General features: G+C 34.6%; 18 protein-coding genes and 1 other RNA gene. 10 read left to right on the top strand and 9 right to left on the bottom strand.

What is annotated here, in order from left to right; all coding sequences use genetic code 11:
• Positions 1–2: 2 nt before the first annotated feature.
• Together rph and Q0516_RS00650 are read right to left on the bottom strand one after the other, a co-directional pair.
• Positions 3–728, bottom strand: a complete 726-nt coding sequence (rph, locus tag Q0516_RS00655; protein WP_257479507.1) for a ribonuclease PH — start codon at positions 726–728, stop codon at positions 3–5.
• A gap of 15 nt (positions 729–743) precedes the next feature.
• Complete coding sequence (locus Q0516_RS00650; RefSeq protein WP_294466411.1) at positions 744–1,706, bottom strand: GerMN domain-containing protein; 963 nt, start codon at positions 1,704–1,706, stop codon at positions 744–746.
• A 417-nt stretch (positions 1,707–2,123) separates the two neighbouring features.
• Between Q0516_RS00650 and Q0516_RS00645 the strand changes: the two genes are divergently transcribed.
• The 6 genes from Q0516_RS00645 (at position 2,124) to Q0516_RS00620 (ending at position 8,482) form a co-directional block, all read left to right on the top strand.
• Positions 2,124–2,690, top strand: a complete 567-nt coding sequence (locus Q0516_RS00645; RefSeq protein ID WP_294466408.1) for a biotin transporter BioY — start codon at positions 2,124–2,126, stop codon at positions 2,688–2,690.
• Positions 2,677–3,639 (top strand): biotin synthase BioB, encoded by a 963-nt coding sequence (bioB, locus tag Q0516_RS00640; RefSeq protein ID WP_294466404.1) that lies wholly within the window; start codon positions 2,677–2,679, stop codon positions 3,637–3,639. The genes Q0516_RS00645 and bioB overlap by 14 nt, the downstream gene beginning before the upstream one ends.
• Positions 3,632–4,315, top strand: coding sequence for a dethiobiotin synthase (gene bioD / locus Q0516_RS00635; RefSeq protein WP_294466401.1), 684 nt, complete (start codon positions 3,632–3,634; stop codon positions 4,313–4,315). The genes bioB and bioD overlap by 8 nt, the downstream gene beginning before the upstream one ends.
• A gap of 69 nt (positions 4,316–4,384) precedes the next feature.
• A complete protein-coding gene (locus tag Q0516_RS00630; protein WP_257479512.1) occupies positions 4,385–4,807 on the top strand; it encodes a MarR family transcriptional regulator in 423 nt (140 codons plus the stop codon).
• A 67-nt stretch (positions 4,808–4,874) separates the two neighbouring features.
• Entirely contained in the window at positions 4,875–6,602 is a 1,728-nt protein-coding gene (locus Q0516_RS00625) for an ABC transporter ATP-binding protein (protein WP_294466398.1), read from the top strand.
• Positions 6,602–8,482 carry an ABC transporter ATP-binding protein gene (locus Q0516_RS00620; RefSeq protein WP_294466394.1) on the top strand — a complete coding sequence of 627 codons (1,881 nt, stop codon included), beginning with the start codon at positions 6,602–6,604 and terminating at the stop codon, positions 8,480–8,482. The genes Q0516_RS00625 and Q0516_RS00620 overlap by 1 nt, the downstream gene beginning before the upstream one ends.
• Before the next feature lie 35 nt (positions 8,483–8,517).
• On the opposite strand, the gene Q0516_RS00615 is transcribed toward Q0516_RS00620, so the two are convergent.
• Together Q0516_RS00615 and Q0516_RS00610 are read right to left on the bottom strand one after the other, a co-directional pair.
• On the bottom strand, positions 8,518–8,943 hold the full coding sequence (locus Q0516_RS00615) for a DUF3021 domain-containing protein (RefSeq protein WP_294466389.1): 426 nt from the start codon (positions 8,941–8,943) through the stop codon (positions 8,518–8,520).
• Between the two features lie 11 nt (positions 8,944–8,954).
• Positions 8,955–9,389 (bottom strand): LytTR family DNA-binding domain-containing protein, encoded by a 435-nt coding sequence (locus tag Q0516_RS00610; RefSeq protein WP_294466387.1) that lies wholly within the window; start codon positions 9,387–9,389, stop codon positions 8,955–8,957.
• Positions 9,390–9,561: 172 nt separating this feature from the next.
• Here Q0516_RS00610 and Q0516_RS00605 point away from each other — a divergent pair, with 172 nt between their 5' ends.
• Positions 9,562–9,750: a ferredoxin gene (locus Q0516_RS00605; RefSeq protein WP_294466384.1), complete on the top strand. Its 189-nt coding sequence runs from the start codon at positions 9,562–9,564 to the stop codon at positions 9,748–9,750.
• Between the two features lie 258 nt (positions 9,751–10,008).
• Here Q0516_RS00605 and Q0516_RS00600 read toward each other — a convergent pair whose 3' ends face one another.
• Positions 10,009–10,983, bottom strand: coding sequence for an AIR synthase family protein (locus Q0516_RS00600; protein WP_294466381.1), 975 nt, complete (start codon positions 10,981–10,983; stop codon positions 10,009–10,011).
• An 83-nt stretch (positions 10,984–11,066) separates the two neighbouring features.
• Here Q0516_RS00600 and Q0516_RS00595 point away from each other — a divergent pair, with 83 nt between their 5' ends.
• The 3 genes from Q0516_RS00595 to Q0516_RS00585 all read left to right on the top strand — a co-directional run bounded on the left by Q0516_RS00595 (position 11,067) and on the right by Q0516_RS00585 (position 14,219).
• On the top strand, positions 11,067–11,237 hold the full coding sequence (locus Q0516_RS00595; protein WP_257479519.1) for a hypothetical protein: 171 nt from the start codon (positions 11,067–11,069) through the stop codon (positions 11,235–11,237).
• A gap of 147 nt (positions 11,238–11,384) precedes the next feature.
• Entirely contained in the window at positions 11,385–12,458 is a 1,074-nt protein-coding gene (locus Q0516_RS00590; protein ID WP_294466376.1) for an NADH-ubiquinone oxidoreductase-F iron-sulfur binding region domain-containing protein, read from the top strand.
• 15 nt (positions 12,459–12,473) lie between these two features.
• A complete protein-coding gene (locus tag Q0516_RS00585) occupies positions 12,474–14,219 on the top strand; it encodes an NADH-dependent [FeFe] hydrogenase, group A6 (protein ID WP_294466373.1) in 1,746 nt (581 codons plus the stop codon).
• Between the two features lie 172 nt (positions 14,220–14,391).
• On the opposite strand, the gene Q0516_RS00580 is transcribed toward Q0516_RS00585, so the two are convergent.
• The 4 genes from Q0516_RS00580 to ffs all read right to left on the bottom strand — a co-directional run bounded on the left by Q0516_RS00580 (position 14,392) and on the right by ffs (position 16,950).
• Positions 14,392–15,021: a VanZ family protein gene (locus Q0516_RS00580; RefSeq protein WP_294466370.1), complete on the bottom strand. Its 630-nt coding sequence runs from the start codon at positions 15,019–15,021 to the stop codon at positions 14,392–14,394.
• Between the two features lie 47 nt (positions 15,022–15,068).
• Positions 15,069–15,596 carry a VanZ family protein gene (locus Q0516_RS00575; RefSeq protein ID WP_294466368.1) on the bottom strand — a complete coding sequence of 176 codons (528 nt, stop codon included), beginning with the start codon at positions 15,594–15,596 and terminating at the stop codon, positions 15,069–15,071.
• A gap of 157 nt (positions 15,597–15,753) precedes the next feature.
• On the bottom strand, positions 15,754–16,659 hold the full coding sequence (locus Q0516_RS00570) for a DMT family transporter (RefSeq protein ID WP_294466365.1): 906 nt from the start codon (positions 16,657–16,659) through the stop codon (positions 15,754–15,756).
• 25 nt (positions 16,660–16,684) lie between these two features.
• An RNA gene (gene ffs, locus Q0516_RS00565) (signal recognition particle sRNA large type) lies at positions 16,685–16,950 on the bottom strand.
• Positions 16,951–17,052 lie beyond the last annotated feature (102 nt).

The following is a 17,052-nucleotide window of genomic DNA, read 5'->3' as shown; positions in this document are numbered from 1 at the left end:
CTCTAATTATTAAATCCAAGTACTTCTCTTTGAATTTCGATAAGTTCCTTAATACCTTTTTTTGCTAATACAAGAAGCTCTCCCAGCTCCTCTTCCTTAACCGGTCTCTTTTCTCCCGTCATCCCAAGCTCTATAAATTCTCCGTATTCGTTCATTACTACATTCATATCCACTATCGCATTTGAGTCTTCTATGTAGCATAAGTCTAACAGCGGTTCATTTTCGACTATGCCCACACTTATCGCCGCTAAGAACGATGTTAGCGGTAGTCTTTCTATTTCTCCTTTTTCCACCATTTTTGAAAGAGCATCGTAAAGTGCAACGAATGCCCCCGTGATACTTGCTACTCTCGTGCCTCCGTCGGCTTGTATGACGTCGCAGTCTATCATTATCGTCTTTTCACCTAAGATAGATAAGTCTACCACGCTTCTCAGACTTCTTCCTATGAGCCTTTGTATTTCCGAACTTCTTCCGTCCAGCTTTAATCTGTTGATGTCTCTTTGTTTCCTAGTTTGAGTGGAAGATGGAAGCATGGAGTATTCACATGTTATCCACCCGGTACCTTCTCCTCTTAAAAAGGGAGGAACCCTGTTTTCTATAAATGCCGAACATATTACTTTAGTATTTCCTGATTCTATTAAAACGCATCCGTCGGGATACATGGTATAATTTCTCGTTATCTTTACTTCTCTTTTTTCATCAAACTTTCTGTTATCTGACCTTACCATATGATTTTGCTCCTTCTATTTTCTTTCTTGATTTGAATAATCTTTAATAAGTACAGTTTCCATTATACCATTATTTTCTTCGTTTTGGTCTATTATGAAGCGAACTTTTTCAATAGAATCGGAATTTTCTTTTACCGTCAGCGAAACGCTGTTCTTATACATGTTTAGCATCGCCTTGTCCATTTTTTCGAATTCCTTGCTTAAATGTATATAAACGCTGTCTCCCTTGATTAGTATCTCCTTTAGCTTTGCATTATCGGCGAATATCATGCTTGAAAATTTAGTATCACTGCAAAGGTTAAAATGAATGCTTAGTACTTCTTTCAAGCTAATATTGCTTTTTCTGTTATATACGCTGTAAGGTATATAATTGTAAACACTGTCGCATTTTTTAGCCAGGTACATGGTTTGCTTTGATTTTGCGAGTTTGGAATATTTGATTTTATTTATATTTTCTCTGTAATAAAGCTTGTTCATTTCCGTCCCGAAGGGAAGCTTATCCGAGTTAGACAGATCGAACATCACGCCGTCCACGTTTTTATATTCGGTAAGTGCGTATATGATAGAAGTAACAAATGCACTCTCATCGCTTTTATCCACGAATTGAGCGGATTTATCATTGAGGCTTACTTTAGCAGTCGTCCCGTCTACTTGAACGCTCTTGATACTCCCTGCAACCACTGCGGGAAGAAGTCCGTTTTTTGCCGCGATTTTGCTGTTTTCTTCGTTATCCACCATTAGATTGAGGACATTGTCAAAAGTAGCCTCTTCTTTGTTTACTTTTCTGGTTATCGGAACGACGTATCCCTCCGCATTCTTGAAGTAGATAGTCATATCCATCTGTTCCGTCTTCGTTTCTTTTTTTATGTAATTACTTACTGTCTGCTGTACTTTTGCAGTCAGCTGGGGTTCTTTTATCGTTATGTAACTCAGTGCAATTATTCCGACTAATAATAATAATTTTATTAATTTTTTCATATCTCATCCTCTTTAAATAGTTATGTCATTTAAATTTTATGAACAAGCCTTCTTAAATATTCATAGCTTGTTTATTATCCTAAAAAGATTATAGAAATTTGATTGGGAGTATTATGGGAAATTTTATCAATAAATGAAAATTATTTATTGATAAGATTTTGATATTTAATTTAGCAGTTTATTTTTAATGTAACGATAACTTTTATATTCAAACATCATTTAATAATTCATTTGATAACATATTTTATATTGTCCTCCAATATTTAGAAGGATAGAGAAAGTATTTTATAAAATAAAAAGTGAGTTTAGATTGGTTAATATCAAACATAAAATAGTGTCAACCTATAACTATAAAAGAGTTGACACTAGAAAGCGAAAATTGATATAATCTCACATAAATCATTAGGGAGGATATAAATGAAAAATATCAATACAAAAGATTTGGTGATGTGTTCACTGTTTACCGCTTTGGTAGCTGTCGGAGCTTTTATAAAAATACCCGTGCCGTATATGGATTATTTTACTCTGCAGTTCTTATTTGTCCTTTTGGCAGGTATGCTCCTTGGAAGCAGGCACGGAATGCTGTCGGTCATGATATATGTTCTGCTCGGATTGTTCGGCTTTCCGATTTTTGCATCAGGCGGAGGTATCAATTATATTTTAAGACCGAGCTTCGGGTATCTAATCGGATTTGTCTTTGCAGCTTTCGTATGCGGTTTGGTTCTTGAAAAGGCAGAGGAGAAGTCATTTAAAATCTATCTTATTTCCGCTTTTGCAGGATTTATTGTTACATATTTGGTAGGTCTTACTTATAAATATTTAATGCTTAATTTTTTCGTTGGCGAACCTGTTTCATTTTTTATCGTTCTTGCTTCTTGTTTTCCTCTTGATATGCCCGGGGATATACTTCTGTGTTTTATGTCAGCGGTTTTAGGAAAGAAATTAGTTCCTATAGTTAGGAGGAACAGTTATGCAGTTAGATAAATTAAAAGATAGGATATTAGACGGATATGATATCAGCTATGAAGAGGCTTTATTATTGATAAAAAGTCCTTTAAATGAACTCAGGGAATGTGCTGATGAAATCAGAAAGGTAAAGTGCGGGAATAAATTCGAACTCTGTACGATAATCAATGCCAAGAGCGGAAGATGTACCGAGGATTGTAAGTACTGTGCACAGTCGGTACATTATAAAACCGATATAGATGAATATGATTTTTTAGGTGATAATGAAATCACCCAAAGTGCATTGTCAAATGAAAAAGCCGGAGTAGATAGATTTTCCATAGTCACTTCGGGGAGAAGGTTCAATAAAAAAGATGTGGATAAGCTGTGCGTAACTTACAGGAAACTAAATAAAAAGTGCAGTATAGACTTTTGCGGTTCTCTTGGACTTTTGGAATATGAGGATTTTATAAAGCTCAAAAATGCGGGGATGAGCAGGTACCATAATAACCTGGAAACTTCACGAAGGTTCTTTCCTTATATTTGTACTACTCATACATATGATGAAAAATTGCACACAATAAAAGAGGCTAAGAAAGCAGGACTGGAGATATGCAGCGGAGGCATTTTCGGTCTTGGAGAGACCATGATTGACAGGATAGATATGGCTTTTACTTTAAAGGAAATAGAAGTAAAAAGTGTACCGATAAATATTTTAAATCCCATAAAAGGTACACCTCTAGAGCATAATGAGCCTTTAAGCTACGATGAGATAAACAGAAGCATAGCTATATATAGATTTATCTTGCCGAATGTCTTACTTAGGCTTGCCGGCGGAAGAGCCCTTTTTTACGATAAGGGAAAAAGTGCGGTAAATAGCGGGGTCAACAGTGCTATATCAGGGAATATGCTGACTACCTACGGTATCGAAACAAAAGATGATATAGATATGGTAAGGGATATAGGTTTTGAGGTGAGTAATGAGTAAAGGGATTTTTGTGACCGCGACGGGTACGGATATAGGTAAAACTTATATAAGCGGACTTATTTTAAAAAAGCTTAGGGATAGCGGATATAACGCAGGATATTTTAAAGCCGCGATAAGCGGAGCTAAAAAAGAAAACGGAAAGTTTGTTTCTTCGGATGCGCATTATGTAAATGAAATTTCCGGTTTGAACGAGGATATCGATGATATGGTTTCATATATATACGAAAGTGAAGTTTCCCCTCATTTGGCTCAGAAAATAGAAGGAAATAAAATCAATATTAACAAAATAAAATCCGATTATGATAATTTACAATTTAAATATGATTATATCCTTACCGAGGGAAGCGGAGGGATAATATGTCCCATAAGATATGACGGCAAAAATAGAATTATGCTTGAAGATATAATAAAACTTCTGGATTTAAATGTAGTGGTGATAACTCACAGTTCTTTGGGGTGTATCAATGATACTGTCCTTACCTGTGAATACTTAAAAAATAGAAATATCTTTATTAAAGGTATAATAATGAATAACTTTGATGAGGAAAATATGCTATGCACGGATAACAAAAAAATGATAGAAGAGTTAACGAACTGTGAAGTAGTGGAGACTATAAATAAAAATAAAAAAGAATTATCTATGGACATAAAAAAGTTATTAAAAATTTTTGAATAAAGTCTTGACAATCAAATAAAAACAAGATAATATGTTAGGAAGCTAACATATTTAGAAGGTGTTTTAGAAATGAAAACAAAAAAAGATATAGGCAGGATAATCAATATCTTATCCAATGAACTAAAAAAATCCATGAACAAGAATGCTGCGTGCTACGGTGTGACGGGTATACAAAGCAAAGTGCTGTATTATATAAGTAAACAAAAAAGCGATATATTCCAAAAAGATATAGAAGCACAGTTTCATACCAGCAGAGCCACTGCCAGCGGTATATTGCAGCTTTTGGAAGAAAATGAACTTATCAGGCGAGAATGCGTGGATTATGATGCGAGGCTCAAAAAAATAATAATAACCCAAAAGGGTCTTGACATCAAAGAGAGTATCGGAAAAGAAATAAATAAGACCGAGGAAAAATTAAAGCTGGGTATTTCCGATGATGAGCTTGATACTTTTTTAAAGGTATGCGATAAGATGCTGATCAATCTGAGATGATATTTTTTGATGATATAGTTAGGCACCTTACAGTTATGAAGCTAACTTTAATTTAGGAGGTAAAGAAATGTTAAAGACATTATTCGGTTCTATCAGAGAGTACAAAAAAGATTCTTTGCTAGCACCTTTTTTCGTCATAATAGAAGTTTTGATGGAAGTACTTATTCCATTTTATATGGCTAATATTATCGACCTTGGAATAGAAAAAGGTAACTTAAATTATATTGTTAAGCTGGGTGTTTTTTTATTTGGTATTGCACTCGTTTCTCTCATATGCGGTGTTCTTGCGGGAAAATATGCCGCAGGTGCAGCTGCGGGTTTTGCCAAGAATTTAAGAAAAGATATGTTTTATAAGATACAAGACTTTTCTTTTTCAAACATAGATAAATTTTCAACAGCGAGTTTGGTTACCAGACTTACCACGGATGTAACGAATGTTCAGATTGCTTATCAGATGATAGTGCGTATGCTTATCCGTTCACCTATTATGTTATTTTTCGCTCTCGTGTTTGCAATCAAAATAAACCTTCAGGTTTCGGTAGTATTCTTTATCGCTATACCTGTGCTGGGTGTTCTGTTATTCTTTATTGCGATAAAGGCACATCCGCACTTCGAGAGGGTGTTCAATACATACGATAAGTTAAATAATGTGGTACAAGAAAATGTTACAGGGGTAAGAGTGGTAAAGGCTTATGTAAGGGAAGACCACGAAGTCGAAAAGTTCGGCGGTATATCGAAACTTATATTCAAGTTCTTTACAAAAGCAGAAAAAATAGTAGCCTTAAATACTCCGATAATGCAGTTTACTATCTATAGCTGTATTTTGGCTATTTCATATTTGGCTGCAAGATTTATCACAGTAGGTTCAATGACCACCGGAGAACTTACGAGTATGGTCGTTTATGCTTCCCAAATACTTTCGAGCCTTATGATACTTTCAATGGTTTTCGTAATGGTGCTTATGGCGCAGACTTCCGCGGAACGTATTGTAGAAGTACTTAATGAAGAAAGTGATTTATCTAACGGCGAAAATCCCGTAACTGATGTAAAAGACGGTTCCATAGATTTTGAGAATGTAGATTTCAGCTATGGAGGAGACGGCGATAGTCTTCCTTTAAAGGATATAAATTTACATATAGATGCCGGTAAGACCGTTGGTATCATCGGGAGCACGGGAAGCTCGAAAACATCCCTCGTTCAGCTTATCCCGAGACTTTACGACGTTACAAGAGGAAGCGTTAAAGTCGGAGGAGTCGATGTAAGAGACTACGATATAGAAACCCTTAGAAACGAAGTAGCGATGGTTTTACAAAAAAATACTCTCTTTGCAGGGACAATCAAAGATAATTTAAGGTGGGGGAATGAAAATGCCACGGACGAAGAAATCGTAAGAGCATGCAGACTTTCTCAGGCAGATAGTTTTATTGAAGAATTCCCCGATAAATACGATACCAAGATAGAGCAGGGAGGCACGAACGTTTCCGGAGGACAAAAGCAGCGTCTATGTATAGCACGAGCACTGCTTAAAAATCCTAAGATACTTATTTTGGACGATTCCACCAGTGCGGTGGATACCAAAACCGACGCCTTCATCAGAAAATCCTTCAGGGAAGAAATCCCGGGAACTACAAAAATAATCATTGCCCAAAGGATATCTTCCGTAGAAGATGCGGATATGATAATCGTAATGGACAGCGGGAAGATAGACCAAATCGGGACTCATGACGAACTTATAAAAGAAAATGAAATATATAAAGATGTTTATAATTCTCAGGTGAAGGGAGGGCGTGAATAATGACTGATAAAAAAACAAATAAAAGTAATTATTTTAAGACCGCAAAACGTCTCCTAGGATATGTATTTAAATCATATAAGCTGGAATTCTTTGTGGTATTCATAGCAATAATAATAAGTTCCGTGGCAAGTATGTCAAGTTCACTGTTCCTGATGTATTTGATAGATGATATCATCACACCTCTTATAAATAGTGTTAACCCGGAATTCTTCGGAGTTCTTAAAGCAATAATGCTGTTTGGTATAGTTTATTATACAGGCGTACTTTGTACTTTCATCTATTCAAGACTGATGGTAAATATCGGTCAGGGAGTACTTAAAAAGATAAGAGACGATATGTTCGTTCATATGCAGTCACTTCCCATAAAGTATTTCGATACTCATTCACACGGTGAACTTATGAGTTTATATACCAATGATACCGATACGTTAAGACAGATGATCTGTCAGAGTATCCCACAGGTGTTCTCCTCTGTGGTGACCGTAGTGGCAGTATTTTTCGCAATGCTTTATATAAGCATACCTTTATCGATACTTTCGATATTTATAATAATATTGATGGTCTTGGCTACAAAAATAGTAGGAGGCAAGAGCGGTAAATACTTTGTAAGTCAGCAGAAGAATTTGGGTACATTGGACGGATATGTGGAAGAAATGATGAGCGGTCAAAAAGTAGTCAAAGTATTCTGTCATGAAGAGGAAAGTAAAGCAGACTTTGATAAATTGAATGAAAGCCTGTTTGAGAGTGCCGCAAAGGCAAACGGATATGCAAATATCATTATTCCCATAATAGCAAACTTGGGATACATACAATATGTACTTACCGCTATTCTCGGAGGTTATCTTGCTATATCGGGAGTCGGGGGACTTACTCTCGGAGCCATTGCTTCATTCCTTCAATTAACGAGAAACTTCAACTTCCCCTTCAGTCAAATCTCGGGACAGTTAAATTCGATAATAATGGCACTTGCGGGGGCTGAAAGGATATTCAAATTGATAGATGAAGAGCCTGAAGAAGATGACGGATATGTAGGTCTTGTGAATGCGGTTATAGATGAAGACGGGAATGTAGAGGAAAGTGAAAAGCGTACCGGACAGTGGGCTTGGAAGCATCCTCATTCAGACGGAAGCGTTACATATACTCCTTTAAAGGGAGATGTAAGATTTATCGATATGAGCTTTGGATATGATTCCAATAAAACGGTTTTGAATAAACTCAACTTATATGCAAAACCGGGACAAAAACTTGCATTTGTAGGTTCTACGGGTGCCGGTAAGACTACTATAACTAATCTTATAAATAGATTTTACGATGTAACAAAAGGTAAAATAAGATACGACGGTATAAACGTCAATAAAATCAAAAAGTCTGATTTAAGGAGGTCTCTGGGTATAGTCCTTCAGGATACGCATTTGTTTACAGGAACCATTATGGAAAATATCCGTTACGGTAAACTGGACGCAACAGACGAAGAAGTATATGAAGCAGCTAAACTCGTCAATGCGGATAAATTTATAAAAATGCTCCCTCAGGGATATGACACTAAAATTTCCGGAACGGGAGAAGAACTTTCACAGGGACAAAGACAGCTGTTATCCATAGCAAGAGCGGCACTAAACAACCCTCCTGTTTTGATTTTGGATGAAGCTACCTCAAGTATAGATACACGTACGGAAAAAATAGTTCAGGACGGTATGGATGAACTTATGAAAGGCAGAACGGTTTTCGTAATTGCCCACAGGTTATCCACAATAAGAAATTCCGATGCGATAATAGTATTGGAACATGGGACCATTATCGAAAGAGGAGATCATGAACAGCTTATCGATAAGCATGGTACATATTACAGATTATATACCGGTGCGTTGGAACTGTCATAATAAGGATAATGAAAAGACAGCTTAAGCTGTCTTTTTTAATTGTCTTTAAGTTTTTTATTTATATTTTCTGCTTCTTTTTTATAGTACATATAGAATAAAAACCATATGGCAAGTGAAATGAGTATCCAAAATGCTATCGATAATATTACAGCACCCGCTCCAAGACTTGTAGGGACCCAGCCTGCTATATATGCACATATCATATATATAGTGAACCCTATTCCCATATGAATGATAAACTGAAGAAATTTTGATATGTTTTCATTTTCATATATGATGCTCGGAACCGTGAAACCTATTCCGATTATAATGGATAACAAAGCCTGCTTTATATAATCCGAAGTGCTCATCATAAAAGAACCGCTATTTCCAATTATAAGAGCAATTATAATCCCTATTATAGTGAACATCGTACAACCCCATGCTACACCGCCGAGTGTTAATTTTATTATTTTTTTCATTTTTATACCTCCTATATCCCAAGCTTTTCTTTGAAGCTCTTTAAATATCTTCTTGAAATATAATCTTTTACTTTATTTTTCATTACTATTATCATTGTGCAATTAAAAGAAGGCTCTACATAATCTATTTTTTTGATATTCACTATAGTTGATTTGGATATTCTTATAAAATCTTTTCCCAAAAGCTCTTCCACTTCATATAACCTTTTATTCGTATAGCATTTTTTATCTTTTAAATATATAACAGTCTTTCCTTCTTCAGTCCTTATTATCTCTGCTTCGGTTTTATCGATTATTATGATTTTTTCATAATAATTCCCCGTTAAAATATTATCTTTTTTAGATAATATTTCATTGATATTCCTTATTTCGTCCGTTATCTCATTTGCAAAAATAACGATGTAAGGCTCTTTTATGTTTTCGTCCAGCTTGATTTTTACTTTCATATCGATTTCCCTTTCTTAAGGATATAATAATGGATAATTTAAATTTTGTCATCGGTTTTCACATAAGAGGCAGTAAATAGGAGGCAAGATACAAAATTTAACATTTATAAAGAATATTTTTTAATTGAAGAGAAATAATATAGAGATAGAAAGTTAAATATAGGAGGATAAAATGGAAGTAGTTATTGATAGAGAAGGCTGTATTTCATGCGGACTTTGTGTTTCAACATGTGAAGATGTATTTCAGTTTGCAGACGACGGAAAAGCCGAAGTAATCAAACAGCCTGAAGGCGAAAGTGAAGAAACTTTGGCAAGAGAAGCCGCGGAAGGCTGTCCCGTTGCGGTTATTGGTGTAGAATAAGATATAAGGCTCCGCCTTAAAATCCGCCAATTTTTATCCGAAGCAATAAAAATTGGATTTAAATGCTTTCGCTCAAACGGCGGGAGCCTTATAACGCAGCCATATCTCATGAAAAATCTACCCGATTTTTCTATGAGTGGCTGCTACCCCTCCCCGTGTTATTTGTAAGTAGCAATTAAAAATGGTGTTTGGGGTGGAATATTATTGTAATGGTATTAAAAAAGAGATAAAAATTATCTCTTTTTTTATTTGAAATTATTACTTTATTATTTTATAAAGCTCATCTTGTTTGGGTGGTTCCAGTAATTCCTTTTTATTATTTTTTATGGTATAGATTTCTTTTTCTTCCGTTAAATATCCAATCGTATTTGCGGGGATATTTTCTTTTTTCAAAGCTTCTATCAGTTCTTTATCTTTAGTTGTTATAAATAACATCACTCCGCTTGAGATAAGTTTATATGGGTCTATATCAAAATGTTCTGCGATTTTTTTTGTTTCATTTAAAATTGGTATTTCGTCTATATTTATTACAGCACCTAAATCGGAGTTTGTCGCCATTTCCCAAACTCCTCCGAGTACACCTCCTTCGGTTGCATCGTGAAGAAGGGAGACTTCATGATCTTTTGCTATCAAACCTTCTTTTATTACGTTTGTATGGTTTATAAGTTCTTTCATCCTTTTTAGTTCATCGTCGGATAGTATTTTTTTTATCTCTTCTTCCAAGTCGAGTGCCGCTATTGCACTTCCTTCCAGTCCCGCGTATTTGCTCATGACTATTTTATCGCCCGCACGCGGTGATGAGCCTTTTCTTTTTTCTTTTTTTCCTATACATACTCCGCTTAATATAAACTTATTTACGCTTGAGGTGACTTCTGTGTGACCTCCTATAAGGTCTACATCATTTTCGTCACAGGTCAAAAGGATTTCATCGATTATTTCTTCAACATCTTTTATTTTAGCGTATGTGGGAATAAGCATGGTTATCATCATTGCGACAGGTCTTGCCATGGCAGTCGCGATATCGTTGCAGGAAATATTTACACATAATTTTCCTATTCCGTTCTTGCTTCCCGTAATGGGGTCGGTTGATATTATAAATAAATCATTTTTAAAATCCAGCATGGCGGTGTCTTTTCCTATCCCTGCTCCGATCATTACTTCTTTATTTTTTATTTTGATTTTATTGAATAATATTTTTTCTAAATTTTCGTTTGATAATTTTCCGTCTTTCATTTTTTATTTCTCCATATGATTTATAAATATTTTATCACATTTTGGTTAATACTCATAGTGAATACTTTTTAGGAGATTTTTTAATGAATATTAACTGTACTTTGGACTGTAAGCATCAGGACGGCGGAATGTGCACTTTGTATAAAGTTCCCTTATATATATCCGGTTTAAGCGATAAATGTATGTACTATTTACCAAAAGATGAGAATAAGATTTTAAAGAGTAATGAATACGATAAAATCCATTTAAAATAAATGGATTTTTTTTATGTGCATAAGTCAAATTAAGTTGAAAAATAGTATATATTTTGTTATTATAACGGTGTGTGTAATAAAAGGAAGAATGAGACTGAAATTTAGTTTTAAGATGTCTTATAATAACTTGGAGGTAATTAGGAAGTTATGGAAAATTTAGATCCCAAAAAAGTATTGGCAGATTTAACCAAAAATGCCAATAAGTACTGCGGTGCTGTAAATCCGATTTGCTTGGACGATTATGTAGCATTCGGCGGCTATAAAGCAAGCAGTAAAGTTGTTAATAACGAAGTAGATGTAAAAAGTGTAATAAAAGATGCAAATCTTGTAGCAAGAAAGAAACTCAATGAATTATGTGCTGACAGATGGAGCGGAGCACAAACCGTTGTTTGTGAAACGGAAGATCCGATGGCAACTCTCGACTTAAAGGTACAAACAGAAGCTCCTCACGTGATTGTTGAAGCTATGATAATCTTTATGCATGCAAATAATGCAAACAAAGGTGTTATTGTCGTAAGTGATGAACTTGCATACGAGAGAATTTTTAAAGCTGTAAATGATGCGAAAGATGCGGGTCTTACCGATAAAGATATCACTGTAAGCAAAGAATCCGTAGACGGCTTGAAGGAAAATGCACAGCTCCTTGCAAACGTAGTTGCTATAGTACAAGACAGTTATAAAGCTGCTCCTGCAAAAGGCTTAAAAGGAGTTGCTATCGGCGGAAAAGTTAAAAATCCCGGAGTATATGAAATCGAAGACGGGACTACATATAGAAAACTTATAGAAGAAATCGCCGGCGGAGCATTAGGAACCGTAAAAGCAATCAAAGTAGGTGCTCCTTATCCCGAGTATTTGTCCGTAGATAAGTTAGATGATAAAATCAATTTCATGTCTCTTATGATGAACGGTATGATAAGAGGTACCGCACTTATCGTAGTATTGGATGAAAGTACCGATATGGCAGAAGAAATTTCCGATTATCTTGAATTTTTATTAAAGGTTTCCTGCGGAAAATGTTTTCCTTGCAAAGTCGGAACCAAAAGAATGGACGAAATGGTGAAAGACGTTGTTAAAGGAAATGCAGATAAAGATAATTATAACATGATAAAATCTATTGCAGTCAATATGAACATAGGTACTCTTTGTCCTATAGGTCAAAAAGGTGCGGTTCCTGTATTAACAGCTTTAGAAAATTTCAGAGATGATTTTATAAAGGAATAATTAGGAGTATTAAAAATGGTAAATTTAAAAATAAATAATGTCGATGTTAGTGTTGAAGATAAAACGACTATTCTTGAAGCTGCAAGACAAATAGGTATCAACATCCCGACTTTATGTTTCTTGGAACATAATAAAATCGGAGCTTGCAGGATGTGTGTGGTTGAAATCAAGGGCTCCGATGTCTTAAGAAGTGCTTGTAACTTCCCTGTAAAAGAAGGCATGGAAGTGTTTACGAATTCTCCAAAAGTAAGAGAATCGAGAAAAAATACTTTGGAACTTACTTTATCAGACCATAACAGAGACTGTACCACATGTATAAGAAGCGGTAACTGTGAACTTCAAACATTAGCTAATGATTTAGGTGTCAATACAGTACCGTTCAAAGGAGATTTTTCTTCCGATACATATGATGATAAGTCACTATCTGTTGTAAGAGACGAATCAAAATGTATTTACTGTAAAAGATGTATAAATACTTGTGCTAAGATACAAGGTATCGGTGCTTTGATAGGTAAAGATAACGGATTTGATTCCAAATCAAGACCTGTTAAGGGAGATGTTCTTGCGGATACTAATTGTATCAACTGCGGACAATGTATAATAAATTGTCCTGTGGGTGCTTTAACCGAAAAGGTAAATGTGGATGAAGTTTGGGAAGCATTGAGTGATGAAAACAAACACGTAGTGGTTCAGCCTGCTCCTGCGGTAAGAGCCGCTTTAGGTGAAGAATTCGGATATGAAATCGGGACAGATGTAACAGGTAAAATGGTCGCTTCCATGAGAAGACTCGGATTTGATAAAGTATTCGATACTGACTTCGGTGCTGATATGACTATTATGGAAGAAGCTTATGAACTTGTAGACAGAGTGTCTAACGGAGGAACTCTTCCTATGATCACGAGCTGCTGTCCTGCATGGGTAAAAATGTGCGAACAGGAATATCCTGAGCTTTTGGATAATCTGTCTTCATGCAAATCGCCTCAGGCTATGACAGGAGCCTTAATCAAAACTCATTATGCGAAAGTAAATAATATAGATCCTAAAGATATCTATGTCGTAAGCGTTATGCCTTGTGTGGCAAAGAAATTCGAAGTAGCAAGAGAACAGCTTAAAGAAGATGATCTATTTGACAGCGATGTATGTATCACAACAAGAGAACTTGCAAGGATGATAAAAGAAGCGGGTATAGACTTTAAGAACTTGGATGATGAAGACTTTGACCCTATCTACGGAGAAAGCTCGGGTGCGGGTGTAATCTTCGGTGCAACAGGAGGTGTTATGGAAGCAGCGGCAAGAACAGCCGTTGAAGCTATAACAGGAGAAGTATGCGAAAATGTTGATTACGAGGCTGTAAGAGGCTTAGACGGACTCAAAGAAGCAACTATAACAGCAGGTGAAAAAGAAATAAAAGTAGCTGTTGTTCACGGCGGTGCAAATATTAAGAAGCTTATGGATAAAGTTAAAAAAGGAGAAGCCGATTATGACTTTATTGAATGTATGGCTTGTATTGGAGGCTGTGTAAACGGAGGTGGACAACCTATCGTAAACTCTCAGCTTATAAATGCGGGATTATCTCTTCCTCAGGAAAGAGCAAAAGTCCTTTATAACCAGGATAAGAATGTAAGACCTGTGAGAAAATCACATGAAAATCCTTCAGTTCAAAAAGTATATAAAGAGTTCTTGGAAAAACCAAATTCACATAAAGCTCATGAAATACTTCATACTACATACGTAGACAGAAGCAATGACTTTGTAAAATAATAAAGAAAAGGACCTTAAATCTAAGGCCCTTTTTTATTGTTTAATTTATTAAATTATTGTTAAAATTATTATCTATGTTTAATTTTATTTTTTCAATGATTACTTCTTTGCAGTTATAAAACTATTGGTTTATTTATACTAAAAAATTTAATTATTGCTTATATTCTATTACTTAACTTATAAATGTAAATATTAAACAGATCATTATAATCAATGTTGGGAGGATTTTGGTCAAATCACTTTGAAGAACATCTGCTTTTTGGGGGCTTTTAATCTTTATAATAAATTTATATAATATATATCCGCTGACAGCTCCGAAAATATTGGTAACCAAATCATTTATATCAGTTGCTCTGTATAGAGTAAACAGCTGGCTTATTTCAATCATTAATGATAGCCCAAAAGCAAAGGATATTACCTTTCTCGGGTTTTCGTAGTAGTAACTGAGCATTGGGAGTAAAAATCCTAAAGGTACAAAGCAAAGGATATTTAGTATAAATTCTGCTCCGATTCCATTATCCAAAGGGATTAAGTTGATATTTGGGTTGAAGAATGGTTCTCCCAAGCGGGATAATCTAAAAAATTCTTTTAGTGTCGGTATCCCAACAACATTATTAAATAATAAACATATATAATAGTACATTAAAACAGTACATATTATTGTCTTAGCCTTAGGTAATTCTGTGTTGTTTTTAAAAGCTATATATAAAAATATACAAATCGGTAATAATCCGATAAAAAATAAAGGTTTTAAATATAATGTATCCATAATAGCTTCAAATAAGCTTAATTGAATTTGCATAGTGAACTCCTGCTTTTTTATTCTAAAAATTTTTCTATAAAAAAAAGCTAATTATAAACTTTTAAAAGTATAAGAAGTATAATAACAATTATCATCATAATACTTCCCAGAATTATAATAATTTTATTTGTAATCTCTTCTTTCCTAAATATCAATTTTAGGAGGTTATATATACCTATTCCTAAAATCCCGCCGATCACATTATATATGATATCGGTTATATCGCTCGCTCCTATCGCAAGGATATACTGGAGCGTTTCAAAACTTAGGCTTATTAGAAAGAATAAGAATATATTTTTAATGATTTTATTGTTTGGTCGTAGGATTTTTAAGTATAATCCGAAGGGCATGAATAATATCATATTTCCGAATATATCGAGACTATTGTATACACCTTTAAATAAATCGCTAAAGGGAATGAGATTTATACTCCTTGAATAGTATCTTCCGCTTTCGAATAATCCTGCGGGTGTAACATATTTAAATAGGATATTACTCAGTAAAAAATAAATATAAAATATTATTGTGATATATAATAAAATATCCCATAAGGATAAACGTTTTTCTTTTTTCATATCAATCCCTCCTTTATATTTAGAATATAACATAAACATTTTAGGATATTATTTAGAAAGTATTAATATATTATGAAGATAAATAATAAAAAAAGATTTAAGCTTTGATTGGTTTAAATCTTTCTCATTTTCGGTATTTAATTTAATAAGTTTTAGTTTATTCGATTTCTTTTTCTGTTTTTTTATCGCTTTTTATAAATAAATATACTCCGGCTAAAATGATAAGACCTCCTATGATTTGAAATGGAAGTACTTTTTCACCAAAAAACGTAAAATCGTACATAGTGCAGAATAAGGGACCGGTGAGGCTTACTACACTTACTACGGTCGCAGAGACGTATTTTACGCATATATTCATTATTGCATGTCCGAGTATCGTACAGAAGAATGTAAGCCCGAAGCAGTTTAGATACATCTGTGTAGGGTAACCTGTAAATGGTGTTTTTGTTATTATCGCACCTATACCCAATATCACCGCACATGTAGTAAATAATATAGCAAGAAACGTATATTCTTTGACTCTTTTAAGTACTCCTCTAGAACATAATAAGTAAGCACAAAAGAATAAAGCCGTCATCATTGAAATTATAAATCCGATGAAAGAATTACCGCCCTTTGAAATCAAAAAAGTAAATATCCCTATAAATAGGATACCTATTACCGCTGTTAACATTCCCAAGATACTTTTATTGTTTATTGTTTCTTTGAATAAAAAATATGATGCTATAGCTATCACAATGGGTTGGACCGCACTGGTTATGGTCGCGATAAATCCGTTTGTATACATAAGAGAAGAAAAGTAGCATAAAAAATGAAGCGCCATGAATATTCCTGCCAGTATGCAGAATGCTTTTTCTTTATTGGTTAAAGTTAGAAAATGTTTTCCTTCCTTATATAAAGCAAAAGGCACTACGATCAAAGCAGAAAAGCCTAATCTGTAGAACCCTATTATAATCGGCATGGCACCAAAGCTCAATGCATTTTTGGTGAAAATCACAGCTGTATTGGCAAACATTATAGAAAGTACCAATATGAAGTAAAATTTTTTATTTTTATTATCCATTGCCTGTCTCGTATATGATTTTAGGCTACACACCCACCATCGACATGATAAAATCAAATGCTTTCCCATAAATGAACTCAAGCCAGGTAGTTTCGGGGCACATCATAGCACTTACTTACCACTGCTTGCTCTCGCACCTGATGGAGTTTATAAGGTATGATTGCACGAAGCCCAACTCTCAACATCCAAGTATAGGCGCAAACCTTAATTTTACCAGCCTCAAAGTGGGAATTCAGTCTTGCTGCAGCGGATTGCAAGTACAGGGCACCGCTAACTCCCCACCTAGTGTAGCTAATTATAAATTATAGATTTTTTCCTCTCTTAAGTCAAGTAAAATAAAGGATATTTTTATATCCACTGTATATTGTGGTGGCAAAAATTACATTCCACAAT

The organism is uncultured Anaerofustis sp. (assembly GCF_938029165.1).
Classification (GTDB): domain Bacteria; phylum Bacillota; class Clostridia; order Eubacteriales; family Anaerofustaceae; genus Anaerofustis.
Note: the sequence above shows the minus strand (reverse complement) of the source record. Positions and strands in the feature narration are given on the sequence as shown.